Raw genomic sequence first — 23,039 nt, forward strand, 5'->3', positions numbered from 1 at the left:
ATCCTTGCCGGCGGGCCCGTCATGAAGAAGCTCCTGCTCATCTGTGCATGCATTGCGTGGAGCGGCGCGGCGCATGCCGTGGAGGCAGCCGCATCCGAAGCCGCGTCCGAACCGAAAACCCTGAAAGAACGCCTCGGCGACAAGGCCAGCGACGAGCAACGCGTGGACGATTGCAAGGTGCCCGTCGAACGGCGCGGCGCGAAGCATCGTCCGGATTCGTGTGTGCACTGAAAGCCGAAAAGCGCGCGATTGTGGTACCTTTCGTGAGTGAACCGTTTGGTACAAATTCAAGGAGCCGCCTTGTCGTCCACTCAAGCCTCTTCCGTCCTGCGCCTCGGCATTCTCGGCGGCGCGAACATCGCAAGACAATTCACGCGTGACGTCCGGCCGAGCGAGACCGTGCGCGTCGTCGCCGTCGCGAGCCGCAGCGATGAAAGCGCGAAGGCGTTCGCCGAAGCGAACGGCATCGAAACGTGGTTCGGCAGCTATGACGCGCTGCTCGCCTCCCCGGACATCGACGCGGTCTATATCCCGCTGCCGAACAGCCTGCATGCCGAATGGGCGATCAAGGCCGCGGACCACGGCAAGCACATCCTGTGCGAAAAGCCGCTCGCGCTCGATCGCGACGAAGCCGTGCGCATGTTCGAAGCCGCCGATCGCAATGGCGTGATGCTGCTCGAAGCGTTTCCGTATTACTTCCAGCCGCAAACGACCGCGATGATGACGCTGATCGGCGAAGGCGCGATCGGCGAGGTGCGCGCGATTCAGGCCAGCTTCGGCTTCACGGTGGGCAATCCCGGCGCGAACATCCGCATGAAGCCGGAACTCGGCGGCGGCGCGCTGCTCGATGCGGGCAGCTATCCGCTGAGCCTCATTCGCCTCGTGATGGGCAGCGCGCCGCAACGGGTCGATGCCGTCGCGACGTGGGCCGACAGCAAGGTCGATATCAGCCTCATGGCGACGCTCGTCTATGCCGATGGCCGCCGCGCACAAGTCTCCTGCTCGATGGACGCGGCCAATCATCGTCATGCGACGCTCATCGGCACGCAAGGCACGATCGACACCGAATATCTGAATCACACGAGCGCGCAGACTGCCGGCGATCAGTTCGGCTATTTGCCGAGCCAGTTGCGCGTGCGGCGCGGCATTCCGAATTCGGTGCCGTTCGAGACGGTCGCATCCGAAGCGGGCAGCGGTTTCTTCTTCGCGGCGGAAAGCTTCGCGCGCATGATCGCGACGCACGATGCCGCCGCAATCGAGTACTACGCGCAAGTGAGCCTCGACAATGCCGCGACGCTTGCGGCCATCATCGAAAGCGCGCGCAGCGAAAAGCCCGTGACGCTCTGAGTTCGCCGGGCGGTTCACGCGCCGTGCGGGCGCGTGAGCCGCTCATGAGCCGCTCAGGACTTCAGCGTCTGACGATCACCACTTCGAGATACTCGCTCGGCACCACGAGCGATGCCGCGCCCGCCACGTTGCAACGTTCGAGCAAGGCCGTGATATCGCGTTCGAGATCCGCCTGTTTCGCGGCATCGAGCGCGGCGAACGCACGATGCACCGGCCCGTAGAAATCGCGGAACACCTGAATCCAGTGCGCGCTCGATTCATAGCGCATGTTGAAGTGCTTGCGAACGCAACGGATATCCAGCGCTTCCGAGCCGAACAGCGCGACCAGATGCGGCTCGGTGCCCCACAGCGCAGGCGATTGCAGGCCCGCGGGCGGCGGCACGTATCCGCCGATCAGCTTGAATAGTTGTCCGATGAAACCTTCGGGCGTCCAGTTCGCCATGCCGATGCGCCCGCCGCTCTTCGCGACGCGCAGCATTTCGCTGGCCGGGCGCTTGTGATCGGGCGTGAACATCGCGCCGAAGGTGGACAGCACGACATCGAAGCTGCCGTCATCGAAGGGCAGCGCTTCGGCATCGGCTTCTTTGAAGTCGACGGCAAGTCCTTCGGCCTGCGCGCGCGCACGGCCCTTTTCGAGCAGCGCGGGCACGTAATCGGTCGATGTCACGTGAGCGAAACGGCGCGCGGCGGCGAGCGTCGCGTTGCCGTTGCCCGCGGCGATATCGAGAACACGTTCGCCTGCGCGCACGTCGATCGATTCAGCGAGCATTTCGCCCACGATCTGCAAGGTCGTGCCGATCACGGCAAAGTCGCCGCTCGCCCATGTGGCTTGCTGCTTGGCCTTGATCGCGGCGAAGTCGGGTTGTGCCTTGATCGGCTCGTCGCAGATCGCGGATGTATTCAACGCATGCATGGTTCCTTCTCCAGGTTCCCAGTTTCCAGATGATGTGTCGAGCATCGCCCTGATGGCGGGCACAGGCAGTATCCCGTTACCATCGCTTCGATGCCTGTCCGCGAGTCGCCGCGAATTGCCCGATCGTCCGCTTTGCGACGCGCCGATGCTTTCGCTCACCGGGAGCCCACATGAGTCACGACATCCTGTCCGATGTGCTGCGCACGGTGCGCCTGCGCGGCGCGCTCTTCTTTCATGTGAGCGGAAACCGTAGCTGGGCGGCCGAGGCGCCGCCCGCGCGCGACATCGCGAGCATCGTCATGCCGGATTGCGAGCACGTGATGGAGTATCACGTCGTGACGCACGGCAACTGCTGGGGCGCGCTGGTTGGCGAAGCGCCGGTGCGTCTCGCGAGCGGCGACATCATCGTGTTTCCGCATGGCGATGCGCATGTGATTTCGAGTGCGCCCGGCATTCGCGCCGAGGTCGATATCGATCCGCTCTCGATGAAGATCGATCAGTTGCCCTTTACGCTGACCTATGACGCGGTCGAAGCGCGCAACAATCCGCGCCCCGGTGATTCATACGAAACAATGCTCGTGTGCGGCTTTCTCGGCTGCGATCTGCGGCCGTTCAATCCGCTGATCGCCACGTTGCCGCGCCTGCTTCATCTGAGCGAGACCGGTACGCAGGGCTGGATTAATCACTTCATGCAGCAGGCAGTGGTCGAATCGCGCCATAAGCGGCCCGGCGGCGAGGCGATGCTCGAACGCATGAGCGAAATGATGTTCGTCGATGCGGTGCGCCGTTACGTCGAGGTGCTGCCCGACCAGAGCCGCGGCTGGCTCGCGGGATTGCGCGACCGGTTCGTTGGCCGTGCGCTCGCCGTCATGCACGACGAACCGTCGCACGAATGGACCGTCGAGGAGCTCGGCGAACGCGTGGGTCTCTCGCGTTCGGCGCTGCACGAACGCTTTGTCGACATGATCGGACTGCCGCCGATGCAATATCTCGTCAACTGGCGCATGCAGGTCGCATCGGGTCTCTTGCGCAACACCAACTCGACGATCGCGTCGGTCGCGCAGGACGTGGGCTACGCGTCCGAAGCGGCGTTCATCCGCGCGTTCAAGCGCCTCGTGGGCAAGCCGCCCGCGACGTGGCGCCGCGAGAAAACGCGCGTGGAAGCCGTGGCGCAAACGCATTGAACTTGACGCCGGCGAATTCTCTGACTAAGGTCAGAGAGTTGAACTCGCCTTGGGCATCGCCATGAATCCGGCCGACATCAATCAGATTCGCAGTTTCAATCGCACCGTTGCCGAGGGCATCGGCGCGCTCAACGATCATTTTCTCGGACGCGGCCGGCCCATGGGCGAGTCGCGGCTGCTCTGGGAAATCGGCGCGCAAGGCGTCGATCTTCGCGTGCTGCGCGAACGTCTCGGGCTCGACTCCGGCTATCTGAGCCGCACGCTGGCATCGCTCGAACGGCAAGGGCTCGTCGCGGTGGAATCCCGTCCCGACGACCGCAGAGTGCGCCGCGCCGTATTGACCGAAGCGGGCCGCGGCGAACGCGACGAACTCGAACGGCTGTCGGACACGGTCGCGGGCAGCATGCTGGAACCGTTGAACGAATCGCAGCGCGAACGGCTCGTCGCGGCGATGGCGGAGGTCGAGCGCTTGCTGCAACCTTCGCTGATGCGCTTCGCGATCGAAGACCCGGCGAGCGACGATGCGCGATGGTGCATCGATCAATACTTTGCCGAATTGAATGCGCGCTTCGATGCCGGTTTCGATCCGTCGCGCAGCCTGTCGGCCGATGCGCGCGAACTCGTCGCACCGCGGGGCGCGCTGATCGTCGCGAGACTGCGCGGCGCGGCGCTGGGCTGCGTGGCGCTCAAGTTTCATGGCAAGTCCGCGGCCGAACTGAAACGCATGTGGGTGAGCGCGTCCGCGCGCGGCCTTGGCGTCGGACGGCGCTTGCTGGGAGAAGCCGAGCAGCACGCGCGTCGAAGCGGTGCGAAAGCCGTGCGTCTGGAGACCAACAAGACGCTGAAGGAGGCGATCGAGCTGTATCGCCAGGCGGGTTATGTCGAAGTCGCTCCGTTCAGCGATGAAGCATATGCCGATCACTGGTTCGAGAAAGCATTGCGTTGATGCGCGCAGTCAGCGCTTGCCCGTGAGCGCGATCACGAGATCGAGAAACGCCCGCGTCTTCGCCGGCGGATGATGCCGCGACGGATAGAACGCATAGAGCGGAAAGCGCTCGTCGGGCCAGTCGGGGAAGAGATCGATCAGCTTGCCGTCCGCGAGCAGATGCTCGTGACCGAGCGCGAGAATCTGCGCGATGCCATAGCCCGACAGCAGCGTGCTCAGCATCGTGCCGGGATCGTTCAAGGTCAGACGGCCGCGTGTCTGAACCGTGACGCGCTTCTTCTTCCGATGAAACTCCCACACGAACGGCCGCCCCGTTTCAGGGTCGCGAAACTCGATGCACGTGTGTGCGTCGTCGGCGAGCGACTGCGGCGTCGCGGGCTTGCCGCATCGTTTGATATAGGAGGGCGCGGCGACGGTGTGCACCGGCGTATCGAGCAGCTTGCGCGCGACGAGACTCGATTCGCGCGGCTCGCCGAAGCGCACGGCGAGATCGAAGCCGTCCGCGATCATGTCGCCCAGCCGGTCGCTCGTGATGAGCTCCAGTTGCAGATCGGCGTGCGCCTTGAGAAACGCATCGAGCTTCGGGCCGAGCAAAAGCCGCGAAAAAATCGGATCGACGTTCACGCGCAGGCGACCGCGCACGGCCGTCGAACTGCCCGATGCGGTGGCCGCCGCCTCTTCGAGTCCCGCGAGATGCGGCATGACCTGGGCGAAGAAGCGCCGGCCGTCGTCGGTGAGCGCGACGCTGCGTGTCGTGCGGTCGAAAAGCCGAATCTTCAGGCGCGCTTCGAGACGCGCGATGGCGCGGCTCACGCCGGGCTGCGACATGCCGAGACGATCGCCCGCCGCGGCGAACGTGCCCGCGTCGACGATCGCCGCGAACACGCTGATGCCGTTGAGGATGCGTTCGTTGAAGCCCGCCATTCATAACTCCGCGTCATCGATGAATTGGCATTCATGTTAAACGGCTCACGCCGACTCCAAACGCCGGGCGCAAAAAAAACGGGCCCCGAAGGGCCCGTCAAACACTCCAGCACGGTCGATTTATGCGTGGCGCGCCTTGGCGACCTTGTCCACGTTCATCGAGTCGGCGCGCAGACGCTCGTACTCTTGCTCGCTCATCGGCACGGCGTCCTTCTTGCCGAGATCGTTCAGGCGGATGCGATACGTCTCACGCGCCGAGTAAGCCGCGATTGCCGCGATGATCGTCACGCCGAAGGCAATGGCGCCGACCGTCAGCGGGATGTTGTCCGATCCCGGCGGCGCCACGGCTGCGAACAGCGCGGGCAGGAGCGCGGTGATGGTCGTGCCGACGTTCTGCGCAATCGCCATCGCCGAAACACGCGAGCGGGTCGGGAAGAGTTCCGGGTAGAAGCTCGGGAAGATCGCGTTGTAGCCCTGGTACACCACGCCCCACATCAGCAGCGACATCAGGAAGGCGAGCGTCACGCTGTGGATGCTGATCGCATACAGATAGCCGAACGCCAGCACGCCGGAGATCAGCGAACCGCCGATCATCATCGGACGACGCCCGATCTTGTCGGACAGATTGCCGACGAACGGAATCACCAGCACCGCGACGATATTGCCGACCACCGGAATCCACAGATACACGCTCTTGTGGAAGCCGATGCCATACGACGACTGCACCGCATACGCCGCACCGAAGATCGTGGCGACGACGGGAATCACGTTCATCAGCGCCATGCAGACGACGCGGATCATGTCGGGCGTGCTGTTGGCGAACGCTTCCTTGATCGGCGACTTCGGCAGATCGCCGTGCGATTCTTCGGACGTGAACGCCGGCGTTTCATGCACTTCCTTCCGGATGATGTAGCCCGCGACCAGCACGAAGGCCGACAGCAGGAACGGCACGCGCCAGCCCCACGAATTGAACATGTCTTCCGGCATGAACGTGGCGAGCGGCAGGAACACGGCGGCGGCGAGAATCTGGCCGGCCTGCACGCCCTGCAGCGTGAAGCTCGCGTAGTAACCGCGGCGTCCGAACGGCGCGTGTTCGAGAATCATCGAGCTTGCGCCGGAGATTTCACCCGCCACCGCGAAGCCCTGAACCAGACGCAGCACGACGAGCAGCGCCGGCGCGAGCATGCCGATCTGGTGATAAGTCGGCAGGAGACCGACCGCCATCGTCGAGAGACCCATCAGGAACATGCAGATGAGCAGCACGTTCTTGCGGCCGTGCGTGTCGCCCAGATGGCCGAGCACGAACGCGCCAATCGGACGCGCCACGTAACCCACGCCGTACGTCGCGAGCGACGCGATGATCGCCACCTTCGGATTGCCCGACGGGAAGAACAACTGCGGGAAAATGAGCGCTGCTGCCTGGGCGTAGATGAAGAAGTCGTAATACTCCAGCGCCGAGCCGATCCAGCCGCTCGCGGTCGCTTTTTTCGCCTGGCGGCCGCCGTGCGCGTCTTCCTTGAGGCTAGCCATAGTGATGTCTCCGAACAATGGGTTTATGGAGTTGAGCCTGAGAACCTGGGCGAGCGGCGGGGCATTCGGAAGGTCTGAATACGCGTCGCTCTGAAAGTGATTGGAGAATAAGAGCGCAACCCCTTTCGATCAACGTTTTATGATAAATTTTGCGCGATTATCGCACGCGCGTGTCCGATAATCGATCACTTTGGGGGTTAGCACTAGCCATTGGCTATTGTGGGAGGCCGAAACATCCCGTGATCCATAACTAAACAAGCATGTCAGCATGACTAAACCGGCACTCGACAAACGCGACTGGATCGCTGGCCTGGAAAAGGGCCTGGCGATCCTCGAAGCCTTCGACGATCAGCACGCGCGCATGACGCCGACACAAGCCGCCATGCGCACGGGCTTGACGCGCACCGCCGCGCGCCGCTATCTGCTGACGCTCGCGCATCTCGGCTACGTGCAGACCGACGGCAAGCTCTTCAATCTCACGCCGCGCGTGTTGCGCATGGGCTGGTCGTATTTCGAGTCGGCGCGGCTGCCGCGCATCGTGCAGCCTTATCTGCAGCAGTTGAGCGCGTCGATACACGAGTCGGTGTACGTGAGCGTGCTGGATGACTGGGATCTGGTCATCATCGCGCGCAACGGCTCCACGCGCGTGATGACGACGGGCTTCGTGCTCGGCGCGCGCGTGCCGGCGGCGTTGATGTCGGGCGGCATCGCGATGCTCGCCTACAAGGACGAAGCCTCCGTGCGCCAGTGGCTCGACGCGACCGAGTTCAAGCCCTTCACGCCGCTCACGATCACCAACAAGGAAAAGCTCTACGAGAAGATCCGCCAGTCGCGTGTGGATGGTTACGTCGCGATCGAGCAGCAATTGCAGATGGGCGTGCGCGGCGTCGCGGTGCCGATGAAGAACCGGCATGGCGAAGTGGTGGCCGCGCTGTCGGTGAACATGCCGATCGGGAAAGAGACGAGCGAGGCCGCGCTGCTTCGCGTACTGCAGCCGTTGCAGGAGACGGCGTTGTCGATGCTGAACGTGATCTGAGGTGAGGGTTTTCGGGAACGTGGGTTCGGAGCGCGTTTGAGGCCTTTGTTTTAAGGGGTTTCGGCGCTGCGGGGAGCGGGAGAGGTGAGGGTTTTCGGGATCAGCGCTTTTCAGGCCGGTCCCGGTGCTCACCGGCGATTCCCGCTCACGACCCACCCGTAAAGATCGGACCTTGCCCGCCCGGCACGAACGCGCGCGGTGCATGATCCGCATGCGCGCCCGATGCATCGCGGGCAGCCGAAGCCGATGCCGCCGCCGGCGCAGGATCGCGCAACGTCACGGCCGTCTCCGGCGTGATCGGCACGCTGGGTTGCGCGAGCAGCTCCGTCTTGCGCATCGAGCCCGCCGACGTCCCGAAGTAATAGCCGATGATGCTGATCCACGCCGTCCCGAGCGCGCCGACCACCACGTTGACGAGATCGCGATTCGCCTCGGGCAAGGCGCGCAACGCCATCAGCAGCAGGATGCCGAAGAAGCCGGCGGTCACGCTCATCGCGAGCACCTTCGGCACCCAGTCCTTGTTGGCGATGCCCATTGCGCGCGCATCGGCGCGGTCGCCCGCCGCGATGCGCGCCATGTCCGCCTCGAACGACAGGCGCGCCTGCGCCGCCGCCACCACGAGCTGCTGCAACTGAAGCGAGTTCGCGTTTTCCGCTTTGCCAATCTTGTCGAGCGCGTCGGGATCGTTGAGCGCGGTCTCGACGACATCCGGATCGCTCGGCGTGCCAAGCGCATGCGAGATGATCGCGGCCGCCGTCGTCACGCCGAGACCCACAGGCCCGCCGATGAGACCCGCCAGAAGAGGCGCCTTCGCGCCGATCGTTGCCGCCACTTTCGACCAGTCCATCATGCTGCTCCCAAAAGAAGATTCACGGCCATGCGCTCGGTCCAGCCGCGGCTGAACGTCGGCCATGCGTGCAGGCCCTTCAGATAACGCAATCGATAAGCAATGAATCGGAGTACGAAACGCATCGGATCGGCGGCTTTGACGGCATCGACCGTATCGGGTCCGAACTTGCCGTCTTCCTTCGCGCCCGACGCCTTCTGCATCCACAGCACGACGAGTCCGCCGTTGTAGTTGGCGTCGAAGATCTGGAAGGCGACGCGCGGATCGAATTCATCGAGATGCAGCGGGTCCCAATACTTCTGCTTGGCGATGCGCCTGGCGAGTTCGAGCGGCAGGTCCTTCATCGCGCCCGCATAGCCATAGCCGCGTGCAACGCGCGCCGTCACGCCCCACATTGTTTCGCCGCCCGGGTCCGCCGGGTGGAACGAGTAGCCGCCTTCGCTGCCGATGAGCGCTTCGAAGGCGTCGTCGAAGTTGTTCATGGTCGATTCTCCTTGGCGCCTGCGCGAGCCGCCGCAAGCTGAACGCGCGGCGCCGGATGAAAACGGGCCGGCGCGCGAGGCGGCCGGCCCGGTCGCATCAAACAGTGGCAGGCAGTCATGACGCGACGGCTAGGCCTTATGCATCGGCCGTGCCAGTTTTGCGAATGCCTTGTAGTACAAGGCTCGGCGGCATTCAGCGCGAACAAAGCGAAAGCGAACTGTCGTGCGTTGGCCGACGCTTTTCAGCGCATTTGTTCGGGCGGCGCGAACAGCGGCGCATGCTCATTCGAGGCTCATTCTCCGTTCCTACGATGCAAGGCATCAGGCGGCGCGATTTCGACGAAGCAGCACGCACTGCCTTCAGTTGACGATGTTTCATCGAGGAGATAAGCCATGCGTCACTATCCATCGGACAGTCCCCGCGCGGCGGCGCGCATCGTCGTGATGTCGCTGATCGCGGACGGGCATATCGGGCGAGCGGAAATCGAAGAGCTCGAACGGTGCGGGTTTTATGCGCGCTTAGGCCTTGCACCCGGCGATCTTCACGAAATCGTGCGCGAAGTGTGCGAGGACCTCATGCGCCATTCACCGCTCACATGGGACGACGCGTGCCGCGTCGATCCTCACATCGTGCAGCAACTGGCCGAAGAAGTGCGCGACGAGCGCATGCGACGCGACGTGCTCACGTTATGCGAATCGGCGGTCGTCGCGGACGGCTTCATGACGTGCGCCGAAGCCGACGTGATCGATGCCGTGAAGCGCACATGGCGCATGCAGTGAAACGCGATCGACTGGAGACGACATCATGCAAAAACATATTCTCGTCGCGGTGGGGCCGGGCCTGAGCCATGCCGCGCTCACGCTCGGCATAGCGCGGGCCCGCGAATTCAACGCGCGTCTCACGGCGCTGCATATCGTGGATCGCATGCCGTTCTGGGCGGTATCGTCGGCGCAGTACGACCTGGGCGCGGCGCTCGCGCATGTCGACCGGCTGGCGCGCGAAGTCGAGCGCCACACCTTGCAGACGATGCGCGCATCGGAGGTGGACGGCGTCTGCGTCACGATGGATCTGCCGATGCGCGCGACGCTCGGGCGCGTGATCGCTCAGGCGGCGCGCGAGTTCGATGCGGATCTCATCGTGATCGGTCGCGCGAAGGGCGCGCACTGGCGCTTCTGGGAAGAGCGCGTGTCCGACGCGGTGAGCCGTCATAGCAACCGCCGCGTGCTGATCGCCTCGAACCGTGCGGGCGACGACGATGAAGCGCGCGCTGAAACAAAAGCGACACCGTTACGTTTTACCATCGTCGATTCGTCGCAGCGCAACGCTGCACCATCATAGAGTTCGAGAGGAACGCCCATGCCGGATCGCATCGTCAAACCGTCCCGACGCACCTTGCTGAAGGGCCTCGTGTCCGGCACGGGGCTCGCGCTCACGGGCGCGGGTCTCGCCGATGCGCTCGCGCAAGGCGTGGCGCCTGCCGTCGTCACGTCGGACAGGCTGCGTCCGCAACTGCCCGGCGGCGTGATGAGCGGCGACGTCACCGCGACGAGCGGCATCGTCTGGAGCCGCACGGACCGGCCCGCGCGCATGATCGTCGAATACTCGACGAGCGAAAACTTCGCCACGTTTCAGCGGCGTATCGGACCGGCGGCGCTCGAAGGCAGCGGCTTCACGGCGCGCGTCGATCTGACCGCTCTGCCGCCCGGCGCGGACGTGTTCTATCGCGTGCGCTTCGCCGATCTCGTCGATGGCAAGGCCTATAGCGAGCCGGTGACGGGACGCCTGCGCACGGCATCGCCCGATGCGGCCAAGCCGATCACCTTCGTCTTCTCCGGCGACGAAGCGGGGCAGGGCTGGGGCATCAACGAGCGCTTCGGCGGCTATCGCATCTATGAGGCGATGCGCCGCGAGTCGCCGGATTTCTTCATCCATCAGGGCGATCAGATCTATGCGGACAGCGTGATCGAATCGGAAGTGAAGCTGCCCGACGGCACGATGTGGACCAACATCGTCACCGAGGGCAAGTCGCATGTCGCGCAGACGCTCGACGATTACCGCGCCGCGTTCGCCTACAACCAGCTCGATAAAAACAAGCGCCGCTTCGCCGCCGAAGTGCCGTTCCTCGTGCAATGGGACGATCACGAAGTGCGCAACAACTGGTATCCGGGCGAGCAGATCGGCGAGGCGGAGAAGCGTTATCAGACGCGCTCGATCAACCTGCTCGAAGCGCGCGCGAAACAGGCGATGTTCGAATACAACCCGTATCGCATCAATCAGCTCGATCCGGAGCAGGTCTATCGCGGCTTTCAGTTCGGCCCGCTGCTCGATGTGTTCATGCTCGACGAGCGTTCGTATCGCGGCGCGAATTCGCCGAACAGGCAGACGCGCCTCGACGCCGACTCGGCCTTTCTCGGCTCGCAGCAGAGCGAATGGCTGAAGGCGTCGCTGAAGGCCTCGCGCGCGACGTGGAAAGTGATCGCGAGCGACATGCCGATTTCGCTCGTCGTGCCCGATGCGAACCCCGACGTGCCGAAGGGCACTTTCGAAGCCTGGGCCAACGCGGACGACGGCGCGCCGCTCGGCCGCGAGCTGGAGTTGCGGGACATCCTCGCCTTCATCAAGCGGGAAGACATCAAAAATGTCGTGTGGATCACGGCCGACGTGCACTACGCGCAGGCGACGCATTACGATCCGTCGCGCGCGCGGTTCACGGAGTTCAAGCCGTTCTGGGAGTTCGTCGGCGGGCCGATCAACGCGGGCACGTTCGGCCCGAACGATCTCGACATGACCTTCGGTCCCGAACTGCGCTATGTGAGCGTGCCGAAGGACAATCCGCAGAACCGCTCGCCCGCCGCGCTGCAGCAGTTCTATGGGCGCGCGAAGATCGATCCGGCGAGCCGCGCGATGACGGTTTCCCTGCATGATCTGAACGGCAAGTCGCTCTACGAGGTGAAGCTCGACGTGGAAGCTTGAGCGCCGGGCGTCCGCGCCGCCGCAACTGGCCCGCCCGCTCGAACCCAAATCGTTCATGGACGCGCCCGGCATGGCTCGCCGACAATGCCGTACATTCCACCCGATGGAGACGCGACGGCCATGACCGACCACGCCCTGTTCAGCGCCAACCTGCTCATCGCGTATTCCGCGTATTTCGTCGGCACCGCGAGCCCGGGGCCGAGCAATCTTGCGATCATGTCGATCGCGAGCACCTCGGGCCGGCGCGCGGCGTTCGCATTCGCGGCGGGCGTCATGTCCGGCTCGTTCTTCTGGGCGATGCTCGCGGCGCTCGGCCTGTCCGCCGCGCTCACGGCGTATTCGGGCTTTCTCATCGGCGTGAAGATCTGCGGCGGGCTGTATCTGCTGTGGCTCGCGTTCAAGTCGGGGCGCGCGGCGCTCAGGCCGCCGGTGCGCGCATCGTCCACGGACGCGTCCGGACAGAGCGGACGCAAGCTGTACGCGCGCGGCGCGCTTCTGCATCTCACCAACCCGAAGGCGATTCTCGTGTGGATGTCCGTCGCGGCGCTCGGATCGTCGTCGGGCGAGGGGGCGGGGCACATGCTCGTCGTCGTCGCGGGCTGTCTGTGCATCGGCGTGTGCGTGTTCGGCGGCTATGCCGCGCTCTTTTCGATGGCGTCCGCGCGGCGCGTCTACCGGCGCATCCAGCGCGGACTGAACGCGTGCCTCGCGCTCGTGTTCGGCGCGGCGGGCATCCGGCTGCTGACCTCGCGCGTGTAGCGGATTTGCCGCACCTCGCGCAGTTCGGCTTTGCATCTGGACGACAGGCGGCTACGCTCAAGCAAACGCCGCTCTTTCGCCAGAACGATGCCAACCGACGATTCTCCCCGAAGCGCCCAGCCCATCCTCCACGAAAGCGCCGCGGCACTGGGCGCGCTTGCCCACATCGTCCGGGATGCCTTCGCGTCGCTCGGGTGCGAGCTGATCGCGATCCGGCCGACGCTCGCGCGCGCGCTTTTCGCCACGCAGGCCATGCTCTCGGTCGGGCTCGCCGTCGCGCTCGCCTATGCCTTTCACCTGAGCAACATCTGGTGGGCCGCAATCAGCGGCTTCGCGGTGATGCAGACGAAGTTCTCCGCGTGCGCCCAGCGCGGCGTGCAGCGCGTGATCGGCACGGTCGCGGGCGCGCTGATCGGCGCGGTGGCCGGGCCCGTCATCGGCGATGCGCCATGGCTCTTCGTGCCGCTGCTCGGCGTGATCACGGGCGTCGCGGTCTATCGCGCGCTCATTTCTGATGCAGGCTACGCGTGGGTACTCGGCGCGGTCACGTCGCTGATGGTGACGTTCGAGGCGCATCGGCTCGCGTCCGCGGCGGCGACGGCGTCGTTCGCGCTCTTGCGTGTCGCGGAAGTGGTCGTCGGGACGGTTGCGTGCGTGGCGGTGTCGGCGGTTTTTCACGCGGGCGTGCAGCACTATCGCAAGTCGCGCGGGGCGCCGCCGGTGCCGCGCGCGCAGGCGGCATCGACGATCGATCGCGTCGATGGCGCCAATGCGCAGCTCGTCACCGTCATGCCGTCCGATGCGGCCCGCGCCGTGCAGGCACTCGATGCGACGCACGTGGCGCGCGACGAGCACATCGCGCTCGCCATGCGCAAGCGCCTCGGCTGGCAAAGCGCGTGGTCGGTGATGATCCTTGCGTCGCTTGCCTACGTGTGGGACCTGCCCGGCTTCGCGCAGGCGATGGTGACGGCGATCGCCGTGCTGATCCTGCCCGCGTCGGCGCTCGGCAAGCCGACGCACAAGCCGATCGCGGAGCGCATGATTCAGCGCTTCGTCGGCTGTCTGCTCGCGGGCGCGGTGAGTCTCGCGCTGCTGCCCTTGCTCGGCGATCACGCGCTCGCCTGCATGATCGCGCTGTGCGCCGGCGTGTGGATCGGCTGCCATGTGCAGACGGGCACGCAAGGCGCGAGCTATGTCGGGCGGCAGTTCGGCATCGCCTTCATCATGGTGTTCGTGCAGGACCATCACTGGTCGTCCGATCCTGCGCCCGCGCTCATGCGGCTTGGCGGCATTCTCGGCGGGATTGTGGTGCTCTCGGCGGTGATGGCGCTGGGTGCGGCGTGGGCGTCGAAACGCGCGCCGCACGCCGTCATGCGGTGAAAGAAGGTCGGCGCGTCAGGCCTCTTCCGCCCAGGCCTGATTTTCCCGCGCCATCAACGCGCTCGACGCCGCCGGGCCGAACGTTCCCGCCGTATAACCGCGCGGCCGGTCGCCGAGTTCCTTCCAGCCATTGAGAATCGGCTCGACCCACGTCCAGGCCGCTTCCAACTCGTCGCGCCGCATGAAGTGCGTGAGGCGGCCGCGAATCACATCGATCAGCAAACGCTCGTACGCCTCGGCACGCCGCTGCGTCATGGCTTGCTGGAGATCGAGATTGAGCGTCACGGGCTGCATGTGCATGCCGCTGCCCGGCTCCTTCGCCATCATCTGCAACTGGATCGATTCTTCCGGCTGCAACGTGATCGTGAGCCGGTTGCCGTAGTGACGCGGACCATCGGGGATGATCGAGAACGGCAGATCCGCGAAGTCGATGACGATCTCCGAGCGGCGATTCTGCATGCGCTTGCCCGTGCGCAGGAAGAACGGCACGTTGGCCCAGCGCCAGTTGTTGATATGCGCGCGCAACGCGACGAAGGTTTCCGCGCGGCTGTCCGCGGGCACGTTCGGCTCCTCCAGATAACCCTTCACCGCCTCGCCGCCCACCGCGCCCGCCGTGTACTGGCCGCGCACGGTGTCGCGCGCGATATCGGCGACGGACATCGGGCGCAGCGACTTCAGCACCTTGAGCTTTTCGTCGCGCACGGCGTCCGGATCGAGCGAAACGGGCGGCTCCATCGCGACGATGCACAGCAGTTGAAGCAAGTGGTTCTGCACCATGTCGCGCAATGCGCCGGTGTGATCGTAGAAGCCCGCGCGGCTGCCCACGCCGACCGTCTCCGACACCGTGATCTGCACGCTCTTGATATACGGCGCCTGCCATAGCGGCCCGAAGATCGCGTTGCCGAAGCGCAGCACCATCAGGTTCTGCACCGTTTCCTTGCCGAGATAATGGTCGATGCGATAAATCTGCTCTTCCTTGAAGTGCTTGCCGACCGCGTCGTTGATCGCGACCGCGGAAGCCAGATCGTGGCCGAGCGGCTTTTCCAGCACGACGCGCGCGTGTTCATCGAGAATGCCCGCGTTGTCGAGGTTGTCGCAGATGGTCACGAACAGTTCCGGCGACGTCGACAGATACAGCACGCGCTGCGAGCCCGGCCGCACGGCCTGCGCGAGACGCTGGAAGTCCGACGGGTTCTCGACGTCGATGCGCACGTAGTCGAAGAGCGCGAGGAATTTGTCCCACGACTGCGCATCGAAGACCTTGCCTTCGATGAACGGACGCGCCTGCTCTTCCATGAAGTTCTTCAGGTAGTCCTCGCGCGACCAGTCCTTGCGGCCGATCGCGAGAATGCGCGTGTCGGCGGGCAGGTTGCAGTGGGTGTGCGCCATGTAGAGCGCCGGCAGCAGCTTGCGCGCGGCCAGGTCTCCGCCGCCGCCGAAGATGATCATGTCGAGCGGGCGTTCGTTCGAGGGAGAAGTTGGTTTCGTCATGGTGCGTGAGCCGGTTAGGGTTCGGGAAAGCCGAAAGCGCGCCGATCGGTGCGATCGTTCGAGACAGCTATGTTGCATGTTTTGGCCGCATTTTGCACGGCGGGCGTGCTAACGGGCGTTCGATTCGCCGATGACAGACGAATTGTCACGCGCAAGGCGCAGGCATCAGCGCAGCGACGCGTCCGCGCGCAGCGTGGCCACGGCGAGATCGAGGAACGCGCGCACCTTCTGCGCGACGTGGCGTCCCTCGCGATGCACGAGATGAATCGGCAAGGGCGGCGGCTCGAACTCCGGCAGCACGATGACGAGACGCCCTTCGCACACGTCCTGCGCGACCTGATACGACATCAGCCGCGCGATGCCGAAATCGGCGAGCGCGGCGGCGATGGCCGAATCGTTGGTGGTCGTCGTGAAGCGCGCATGCGCGCGCACGGGGATTTGCCGCTCGCCGTCGTGAAGACGCCACTCCGTCGGCGTCGAAGAACCCGTGGACGCGATCACGGCATGGTTCGCGAGGTCATCCGGATGGCGCGGCATGCCGTGCTTCTCCAGATACGCGGGCGATGCGCACAGCACGCGCCGCACGCGCCCGACATTGATCGCCTGCAACGATGAATCGGGCAGTTGCGCGATGCGCACCGCAACGTCGATGCCTTCATCGACGAGATTCACGACGCGATCGACGAACCAGCAGTTCGCATCGGTTTCCGGATAGCGTTTGAGATAGTCCAGCACGATCGGCGTGACGTGCAGGCGGCCGAACATCACCGGCGCGGTGATCGAGAGCAGGCCGCGCGGCGACGAGTGCGTGCCCGTCGCGGACAGCTCGGCAATATCGACTTCGCCGAGAATGCGGCGGCAGTCCTCGAAATAGCCGCTGCCGGCGTCGGTGAGGCGCACGACGCGCGTCGTGCGCGTGAGCAGGCGCACGCCGAGATGCTCTTCGAGCTCCGTCACGACGCGGCTCACGACCGACGGCGACACGTCGAGCTTGCGCGCGGCCGAGGCGAAGCCGCCCGTTTCGACCACCGTGACGAAGGTCGTCATTGCCTGTAATCGGTCCATGTGAGCGCGCCGGGCATCCGCTGAAAAGATGCCGTGCATTGTCGGGGATCGGCGCGTTCGACACAATCTAGAGATCGAGTCGCAAGGCTCCTTCCGAGTCGGCGGCAGGCACCGCGCAGCAGATCAGCGCTTCGCCGTCGTCCACATGGAAAGCCGGCTCGCTCTCATACGACACCGCGCCCTCGACGATGCGCGTCCTGCATGTTCCGCACGTGCCCCCGCGGCAGTTGAACTCCGGCGACAGGCCGCTTTCTTCTGCCAGTTCCAGCAGCGTGCCGCCGCCCGGCTTCCACTGCGCATCCGTGCCCGACTTCAGGAATTCGACCTTCACGGGCGCGGTGGCGGCGGGACGCATGGGCTTCACGTCCGCGCCGCGATCCGCCGTGCGCTTGAGCGCCGATGGCCCGAACGCTTCGGCATGAATGCGCGTATCGGCGACATTGAGTCCGCGCAGGCCGTCGTAGATCGTCTGCATGAACGCGCCCGGCCCGCACAGATAAAAGTCGTAGTCGCTGAACGGCAGGCGGCTCGTCAGCAGGTCGATATCGATGCGCCCTGAAACGTCGTAGTCGCGGTCGAGCTGTGCGCCGTTCGTGTCGCTGAGCACGCGAATCACGTTCACGGCGCCGCCCGCGCTTTGCGCAAGCGCATCGATTTCCTGTGCGAACGCGCGGCTCGCGAGCGAATGCGCAGACACGATCATCCACACCGGCCGTACGCGCCGCTTCCTCAGGCCTTCGTAGACGATGTGCCGCAGCATCGCCAGCATCGGCGTGATGCCGACGCCCGCCGCCATCAGCACGGCGGGACGCGGCTCCCGTGGATCGATCGTGAAGTCGCCCGCGGGCGCGCGCGCCTCGATGACGTCGCCCGCTTTCAGCGTGTCGTGCAGATGCGCGGACACGCGGCCGTCGCGCTTCACGCTGATCCGGTACACGCCGTCCGACGGCGCCACCGACAGCGTGTAGGTGCGTATGGCCGGCTTCGTCTCGCCCGGCAGCATCACGCGGATCGGCAGATGTTGCCCCGCCTGGTGCGGCACGATGCCCGCGCCGTCGGCCGGTTCGAGATAAAACGAGCGGATCGCGTCGCTCTCGTCGACGGTCTTGCTCACGCGGAACGCGCGCCACGCGTTGGCGAGCGCGACGGCCTTCAGGCGTTCGGCGACCTGCTGCCAGTCGCCCGTCATCAGCGAATTCGGCGACGCGCCTTCCGCACGCGCCTTCCATCGCAACGGCAACGCCTGAGCGCGATACACGATGCGGCGCGGCGTGAAGCGCCACAGCCTTTCCGCGCCCTGAAACGCGGCGATTTCGGGCGAATCGAGCAGCACTTCGGCGTCGCCCGCGAGTTGCAGGAGATCGCCCGTTTCGAAGTCCGTGAACACCAGTCCCGCGCGGCCATTGACGAGAATGTTGCCGAGCGTGTTGAAGAAGAGATTGCCCGCGAAATCGGGAATGGTGAGCGAGCCGTCGTCGGAAAGGCGCACGAAGCCCGGCTTGCCGCCGCGATGCGATACGTCCACTTGCCGATGCCCGTCCTCGCGATCGAAATACGACGCGACGAAGAACGCATCCGCGCCCGCGATCATCGCCTTCGCGCGGGAAGAGAGCGCGTCGAGCGCGAGCGGCGCAACGGGCGAGGGCGCGGCCGGATCGCGCACGAACTCGAAATCGCGCAATTGAATGTATTGCGGGCAGTTGCCGAAACTCTGCTCGACGGCCACGTGGAATGCGGCGTTCGCACCGTCGCGGCGAATCACGCCGTTCATGCGGTTGCGGCGGCGCGTGTGCAGTTCGATGCCGAGCAGCCCGATCGGTGCGCCGTCGTGCATGCCCTCGTCGGCGGGATCGAGCGGATCGCGCGTGAGGGTCATCGACAGCGTCCTCGCGTCGGGCGTCTGCATGAAGCCGGGATGTCCTGCGAGCAGCGTCGCCCACGCATCGCCGTGCTCATCGACGGAACCGGCCACGATGAACGGCAACTGCGCGAAGAACTGCCGATGCTGGTCCGGCATGTGATCCCGCACGAAGCGCCGCCCGGCGCCGTCCATGCGCTCGAATGCGCCGAAGGCCTTCTGAATTTCGATTTCACCGCGATGCCACGGCGAAGGCGCGGTGGCCGTGGCGGCATGGGGAAGCGCTGAAGCGGACATGATCGTATGCCTCTTCGGTTCGGGCGCGGCTCGGGCGAACGCGGACACTAACGCGCCGCCGCCGCGCTCACTTTACGCCGCGAGACCCGCGGCCGTCTTTTGGAACGGAACGAAGCCAGGCAGCGCTTCGACGCGCGCGAGCCACGCGTTCACGTTCGCGTAGGCCGCTAGATCGACGTTGCCTTCGGGGGCGCTCGAGATATAGCTGTAGAGCGCGATATCCGCGATGGTCGGATGGGCGTTGCCGGTATCGGCGATCCATGCGCGGTTCGCGAGTTCCGCGTCGATCACCTTGAGCACGGCGTGCGCGCGGGCGATGACTTCATCCGCGTTGAACTTCGCGCCGAACACGGTGATGAGCCGCGCCGCGCCCGGGCCGAACGCGATCTGCCCTGCCGCGACGGAGAGCCAGCGCTGCACGGCCGCGGCTTGCGCGGGCGCTTCGGGCAGCCATTGCGAAGCGCCTGCTTTCTTCGCGATATAGACGAGGATCGCGTTCGAATCGGCGATCACGGTGTCGCCATCCACGAGCACGGGAACCTGGCCGAAGCTGTTCAGCTTGAGATACTCGGGCGTCTTGTGCGCGGCGGCGGCGAGATCGACGAAGACGTCTTCATGAGCGATCGACAGCAGGTTGAGGAAAAGACGCGCGCGGTGGGCATGCCCGGACAGCGGATGGTAGTAGAGCTTCATGGCAAGTTCCCTTGGTTGGTCGTGTCGGGCGGGGAAGTCCCGCGCCGTGAAACCAGTATGGGTTTTTGCCTGGGGAAGCGGAATACCAGGGAAATTCAAATCACTGTTCTCGTAACGAGAACGGTGAGGGCACTTTGCCGCTTTGACTCACACTTCGACTCACGTTTCAACTCATTCGCCGCGAGGCACGTTCGCCTTGTTGCCCGCGAGCGGCGAGCCGTATCCGCCGCTGTTCGCGTTGTTCGGCAGGCCATTGACGAGTTGCGCGCGTGGATCGCTCGGATTCAGATTGAGTTCGCCGGCCTGCGCATTGCCGTGGGTTGGATACTGACTGCCGAGCGGCGCGTTCGGCATGAGTTTCGTGCTGTTCTGCGGCGCGTACATGTCGGTTTCCGCGCTCGGATGCAGTTGCGCGAAAGCGGCGGGTGCGGCGAAGGAAGCGGCGAGGAAGAGGGCGGCGGTCGTCAGTTTCATGGCTGACTCCGTGGAAAGCCGATGAGGCGTTCAGTGTAGTGCGCGCGCGCCGTTCCAGGCGCTATCACCCTGTTGCCGACCAGTCCAGCGTTTGTCCTTTCGCCGCGCTTACTTCTTGTGCTTCTTGAGCTTCGCCTTGCGCGCGGACCGGTCGTCGATGATGCGCACGCGATGTTTGTCCTTCATCTTCTTCCACTGCTTGCATTCGTCCTTAGTGCGCAGACAGCCGATGCAAAAACCGGTCTTCTCGTCGAACTTGCAGATGCTGATGCAGGGCGAATCGACTGCCATGATGGGTTCCGTGCGTTGCGGTTGCGTCAATGTCGCACGCGCTTTGTGTGCGCATCCAACTGATTGTTTCGATCATTTCGATAGAGCGCGGCGCAAGTCCCGCGCCACTCCCGTATTGCCTCACCATTGCACCAGTTGCAGTAGAATTCGGGTCCCGAACCGACTCACCTTTGCGGCGCCGGCGCGCGCCCGGCGGCACGCGCCTTGCTTGATGCGTGTTGCCTCCGCACCCGCCGGGCGCCGCAGCCGTCACTCCAACAAGCGAGCCGTCACTCATGCCGCAAGCACCCGGGCCGCGCCGGCCACCCGCGAAGATCCTGCCGCCCGACGCGCCCAACGTGCGCGCGCTGGCGTCGCTGGTGACGGGCGTCGTCGTCATCTGCGCGCTGTATTTCGGCCGCGCGGTGATGATTCCGATCATCCTTGCGATTCTGCTGAGCTTTCTGCTCGCGCCGTTCGTCGATTTCCTGCGGCGTCTGCGCTTCGGCCAGGTGCCGTCGGTGATCGTCGCGGTGGTCGTCGCGCTGTCGGTGCTGACCGCGGTCGGCGCGCTGATCGGCGCGCAGGTCGCGCAACTCGCCGGCGATCTGCCGAAATATCAGGTCGCGGTCGAGCGCAAGATCGACACCGTGCAGAAGATGACGGTCGGCCGCGCCGACGAGTTTCTCGGCCGCGCCTCGCGCGCGCTCAAACGCCTGTCGCCGGCGCGCGAGCAGGAGCCGAAGAACGAGGACAACCCGGCCGCGTCGCCGATCGATCAGCCGATGCCCGTCGAAGTGCACGAGCCGACGCCGACGCCGCTCGAACTCGCGCAACGATTCTTGTCGCCGGTCATCAGCCCGCTGGAAACGACGGGCATCGTGCTCGTGGTCGCGGTGTTCATTCTTTTGCAGCGCGAGGATCTGCGCGACCGGCTGATCCGGCTGTTCGGCTCGCGCGACCTGCATCGCGCGACCACCGCGATGGACGAAGCCGCGCGCCGCCTGTCGCGGTATTTCCTCGCGCAGCTCGGCATCAACGTGGGCGTGGGCATCGTGATCGCGGTCGGTCTCGCGATCATCGGTGTGCCGGGCGCGCTGCTGTTCGGCGTGATGACCGCGCTCCTGCGCTTCGTGCCGTATGTCGGGACATGGATTGCCGCGATCGTCGCGGTCGTGTTCGCGGCGGCGGTCGGACCCGGCTGGGCGATGTTCGTGTGGACCATCGTGCTCTTCGGCGCGACCGACATCATCGCGGGACAGGTCGTCGAGCCGCTGCTGTACGGGCACAGCACGGGACTGTCGCCGTTCGCGGTGATCGTCGCGGCGATCTTCTGGAGCTGGATCTGGGGGCCGATCGGCCTCGTGCTGTCGACGCCGCTTACGCTGTGCCTCGTGATTCTCGGCCGTCATGTCGATCGGCTCGAATTTCTCGATGTGCTGTTCGGCGACCGGCCAGCGCTCACGCCCGCGGAAAACTTCTATCAGCGCCTGCTCGCGAACGATCCCGACGAAGCGCTCGTGCAGGCGGAGACCCTGTTGAAAGAGCGCTCGCTCATCGCCTATTACGACGAAGTTGCGCTCGAAGGCTTGCGCTACGCCCACAACGACGTGCTGCGCGGCGTCGTGACAGCGGATCAGTTGCGGCGCATCAACGAGTCCGCGCTCGATATCATCGAAGGACTGGAGGACGCGGAAGACACGGTTGTCACGATCGCGCCGAAAGAGGAATTGCCCGCGAGCTTCGAGTCGCCGGACGAAGGGCGAGGCGTGGCGCACGAACTGCCGCCCGCACGCTTCGACGCCGAAAAGGAAGGGCACACGGCGTCGGTGCTGTGCATCGCGGGCCGCAGCGAACTGGACGATCTCGCCGCGACCATCGCCGTGCAGCTATTCCGCAAACATGGCCTGCACGCGGATCTCGCGGGCTACGAGCGCTTCTCGCGCGGACGCTTCGGCGAGGTGGACCTCGCGGGCGTGTCGATCATCTGCGTCGTGTCGTTCGATGCGGCCGAGTCGCCGCCGTATCTGCGCAATCTGCTGCGGCGGCTGCATCAGCGGGCGCCGTCGGCGGAACTGATCGTCGGACTGGTGTTTCCGGAAAGCCCGCTGCAGGGAGAAACGCTCGTGCGCACGAGCTCGGCGGCGGTGTCGTTCCGGGAACTGGTCGAAGCATGCGTGGCCGCCGCGCGCCGGCAGTCCACCGACGGCGTGCCGTGGGCGGGCCTGAACGACAAGGACGGCGCGGCGGCGCTGAGCGGCCCGAGCGAGGACGTCGCCGCCGAGCGGCCCTTCGCCTGAGCCGCGTTCAGCGGTTGCCGTCGAACAGATCGTTGAGCATGGTGTCGAAGGCGGCCTGGGCGTCTTCGAGTTCCTGCAGCGCGGCGTCGAAGGTTTGCAGCGCCATCTGCGACGGGCGGCCGTCGCCTTCGGGCGGAAAGTGCGTCTGCAGCGCGAGAAAGGCGGACTGAACCTGGCGCGTCGCGTTGACGATACGTTCCATCGCTCGCGCTTCTTCCGTGCGATTGTTCTCAGCGGTCATCGGAGACACTCCTCGTTGTGAATGCTCC

Annotated in this window: 23 protein-coding genes; 11 read left to right on the plus strand and 12 right to left on the minus strand. The window is 65.2% G+C overall.

From position 1 onward, the window contains the following. Window positions 1-21: 21 nt before the first annotated feature. On the plus strand, window positions 22-231 hold the full coding sequence (locus LY284_RS23565) for a hypothetical protein (RefSeq protein ID WP_233388143.1): 210 nt from the start codon (window positions 22-24) through the stop codon (window positions 229-231). A 69-nt stretch (window positions 232-300) separates the two neighbouring features. Beyond that, window positions 301-1,347: a Gfo/Idh/MocA family protein gene (locus tag LY284_RS23570; protein ID WP_233388144.1), complete on the plus strand. Its 1,047-nt coding sequence runs from the start codon at window positions 301-303 to the stop codon at window positions 1,345-1,347. 61 nt (window positions 1,348-1,408) lie between these two features. Here the strand turns inward: LY284_RS23570 and LY284_RS23575 are convergent, their stop codons facing one another. Next, window positions 1,409-2,260, minus strand: a complete 852-nt coding sequence (locus LY284_RS23575; RefSeq protein ID WP_014251576.1) for a class I SAM-dependent methyltransferase — start codon at window positions 2,258-2,260, stop codon at window positions 1,409-1,411. Between the two features lie 170 nt (window positions 2,261-2,430). Here LY284_RS23575 and LY284_RS23580 point away from each other — a divergent pair, with 170 nt between their 5' ends. Both LY284_RS23580 and LY284_RS23585 read left to right on the plus strand, forming a co-directional pair. Then, complete coding sequence (locus LY284_RS23580) at window positions 2,431-3,444, plus strand: AraC family transcriptional regulator (protein ID WP_233388145.1); 1,014 nt, start codon at window positions 2,431-2,433, stop codon at window positions 3,442-3,444. Window positions 3,445-3,505: 61 nt separating this feature from the next. Beyond that, window positions 3,506-4,390, plus strand: coding sequence for a helix-turn-helix domain-containing GNAT family N-acetyltransferase (locus tag LY284_RS23585; RefSeq protein WP_233388146.1), 885 nt, complete (start codon window positions 3,506-3,508; stop codon window positions 4,388-4,390). A 9-nt stretch (window positions 4,391-4,399) separates the two neighbouring features. Here LY284_RS23585 and LY284_RS23590 read toward each other — a convergent pair whose 3' ends face one another. Beyond that, the gene (locus LY284_RS23590; protein ID WP_014251579.1) at window positions 4,400-5,314 is read right to left on the minus strand and encodes a LysR family transcriptional regulator; all 915 of its coding nucleotides are present in this window, start codon (window positions 5,312-5,314) and stop codon (window positions 4,400-4,402) included. A 120-nt stretch (window positions 5,315-5,434) separates the two neighbouring features. Then, window positions 5,435-6,844: an MFS transporter gene (locus tag LY284_RS23595; RefSeq protein WP_014251580.1), complete on the minus strand. Its 1,410-nt coding sequence runs from the start codon at window positions 6,842-6,844 to the stop codon at window positions 5,435-5,437. Window positions 6,845-7,112: 268 nt separating this feature from the next. Between LY284_RS23595 and LY284_RS23600 the strand changes: the two genes are divergently transcribed. Then, window positions 7,113-7,880: an IclR family transcriptional regulator C-terminal domain-containing protein gene (locus LY284_RS23600; protein WP_045452576.1), complete on the plus strand. Its 768-nt coding sequence runs from the start codon at window positions 7,113-7,115 to the stop codon at window positions 7,878-7,880. Window positions 7,881-8,025: 145 nt separating this feature from the next. Here the strand turns inward: LY284_RS23600 and LY284_RS23605 are convergent, their stop codons facing one another. Together LY284_RS23605 and LY284_RS23610 are read right to left on the minus strand one after the other, a co-directional pair. Next, a complete protein-coding gene (locus LY284_RS23605) occupies window positions 8,026-8,727 on the minus strand; it encodes a hypothetical protein (protein WP_014251583.1) in 702 nt (233 codons plus the stop codon). After that, window positions 8,727-9,209, minus strand: coding sequence for a glycoside hydrolase family 108 protein (locus LY284_RS23610; protein WP_014251584.1), 483 nt, complete (start codon window positions 9,207-9,209; stop codon window positions 8,727-8,729). The genes LY284_RS23605 and LY284_RS23610 overlap by 1 nt, the downstream gene beginning before the upstream one ends. 393 nt (window positions 9,210-9,602) lie before the next feature. Here LY284_RS23610 and LY284_RS23615 point away from each other — a divergent pair, with 393 nt between their 5' ends. From LY284_RS23615 to LY284_RS23635, 5 genes are all read left to right on the plus strand, one after another. Next, window positions 9,603-9,989, plus strand: a complete 387-nt coding sequence (locus tag LY284_RS23615; protein WP_014251585.1) for a TerB family tellurite resistance protein — start codon at window positions 9,603-9,605, stop codon at window positions 9,987-9,989. A gap of 25 nt (window positions 9,990-10,014) precedes the next feature. Then, entirely contained in the window at window positions 10,015-10,548 is a 534-nt protein-coding gene (locus LY284_RS23620) for a universal stress protein (protein ID WP_233388147.1), read from the plus strand. Between the two features lie 18 nt (window positions 10,549-10,566). Continuing rightward, window positions 10,567-12,183, plus strand: a complete 1,617-nt coding sequence (locus LY284_RS23625) for an alkaline phosphatase (RefSeq protein ID WP_233388148.1) — start codon at window positions 10,567-10,569, stop codon at window positions 12,181-12,183. A gap of 120 nt (window positions 12,184-12,303) precedes the next feature. Next, the gene (locus tag LY284_RS23630) at window positions 12,304-12,942 is read left to right on the plus strand and encodes a LysE family translocator (RefSeq protein ID WP_233388149.1); all 639 of its coding nucleotides are present in this window, start codon (window positions 12,304-12,306) and stop codon (window positions 12,940-12,942) included. An 87-nt stretch (window positions 12,943-13,029) separates the two neighbouring features. Beyond that, window positions 13,030-14,322: an FUSC family protein gene (locus LY284_RS23635; RefSeq protein WP_233388150.1), complete on the plus strand. Its 1,293-nt coding sequence runs from the start codon at window positions 13,030-13,032 to the stop codon at window positions 14,320-14,322. Window positions 14,323-14,337: 15 nt separating this feature from the next. On the opposite strand, the gene zwf is transcribed toward LY284_RS23635, so the two are convergent. The 6 genes from zwf to LY284_RS23665 all read right to left on the minus strand — a co-directional run bounded on the left by zwf (window position 14,338) and on the right by LY284_RS23665 (window position 20,491). After that, window positions 14,338-15,813: a glucose-6-phosphate dehydrogenase gene (gene zwf / locus LY284_RS23640; RefSeq protein WP_014251590.1), complete on the minus strand. Its 1,476-nt coding sequence runs from the start codon at window positions 15,811-15,813 to the stop codon at window positions 14,338-14,340. 165 nt (window positions 15,814-15,978) lie between these two features. Continuing rightward, on the minus strand, window positions 15,979-16,878 hold the full coding sequence (locus tag LY284_RS23645; RefSeq protein ID WP_233388151.1) for a LysR family transcriptional regulator: 900 nt from the start codon (window positions 16,876-16,878) through the stop codon (window positions 15,979-15,981). 67 nt (window positions 16,879-16,945) lie between these two features. Then, on the minus strand, window positions 16,946-19,033 hold the full coding sequence (locus LY284_RS23650; protein ID WP_233388152.1) for a pyridoxamine 5'-phosphate oxidase family protein: 2,088 nt from the start codon (window positions 19,031-19,033) through the stop codon (window positions 16,946-16,948). A 72-nt stretch (window positions 19,034-19,105) separates the two neighbouring features. Continuing rightward, window positions 19,106-19,726: a glutathione S-transferase family protein gene (locus LY284_RS23655; protein WP_045452600.1), complete on the minus strand. Its 621-nt coding sequence runs from the start codon at window positions 19,724-19,726 to the stop codon at window positions 19,106-19,108. Window positions 19,727-19,897: 171 nt separating this feature from the next. Next, complete coding sequence (locus tag LY284_RS23660; protein WP_233388153.1) at window positions 19,898-20,200, minus strand: hypothetical protein; 303 nt, start codon at window positions 20,198-20,200, stop codon at window positions 19,898-19,900. A 108-nt stretch (window positions 20,201-20,308) separates the two neighbouring features. Continuing rightward, complete coding sequence (locus tag LY284_RS23665; RefSeq protein ID WP_014251595.1) at window positions 20,309-20,491, minus strand: DUF1289 domain-containing protein; 183 nt, start codon at window positions 20,489-20,491, stop codon at window positions 20,309-20,311. A 275-nt stretch (window positions 20,492-20,766) separates the two neighbouring features. Between LY284_RS23665 and LY284_RS23670 the strand changes: the two genes are divergently transcribed. Next, window positions 20,767-22,770, plus strand: a complete 2,004-nt coding sequence (locus LY284_RS23670; RefSeq protein ID WP_233388154.1) for an AI-2E family transporter — start codon at window positions 20,767-20,769, stop codon at window positions 22,768-22,770. A gap of 7 nt (window positions 22,771-22,777) precedes the next feature. On the opposite strand, the gene LY284_RS23675 is transcribed toward LY284_RS23670, so the two are convergent. Then, on the minus strand, window positions 22,778-23,011 hold the full coding sequence (locus LY284_RS23675) for a hypothetical protein (RefSeq protein WP_014251597.1): 234 nt from the start codon (window positions 23,009-23,011) through the stop codon (window positions 22,778-22,780). Window positions 23,012-23,039 lie beyond the last annotated feature (28 nt).

This window comes from Caballeronia sp. PC1, from assembly GCF_021353155.1.
GTDB classification, from domain to species: domain Bacteria; phylum Pseudomonadota; class Gammaproteobacteria; order Burkholderiales; family Burkholderiaceae; genus Caballeronia; species Caballeronia cordobensis.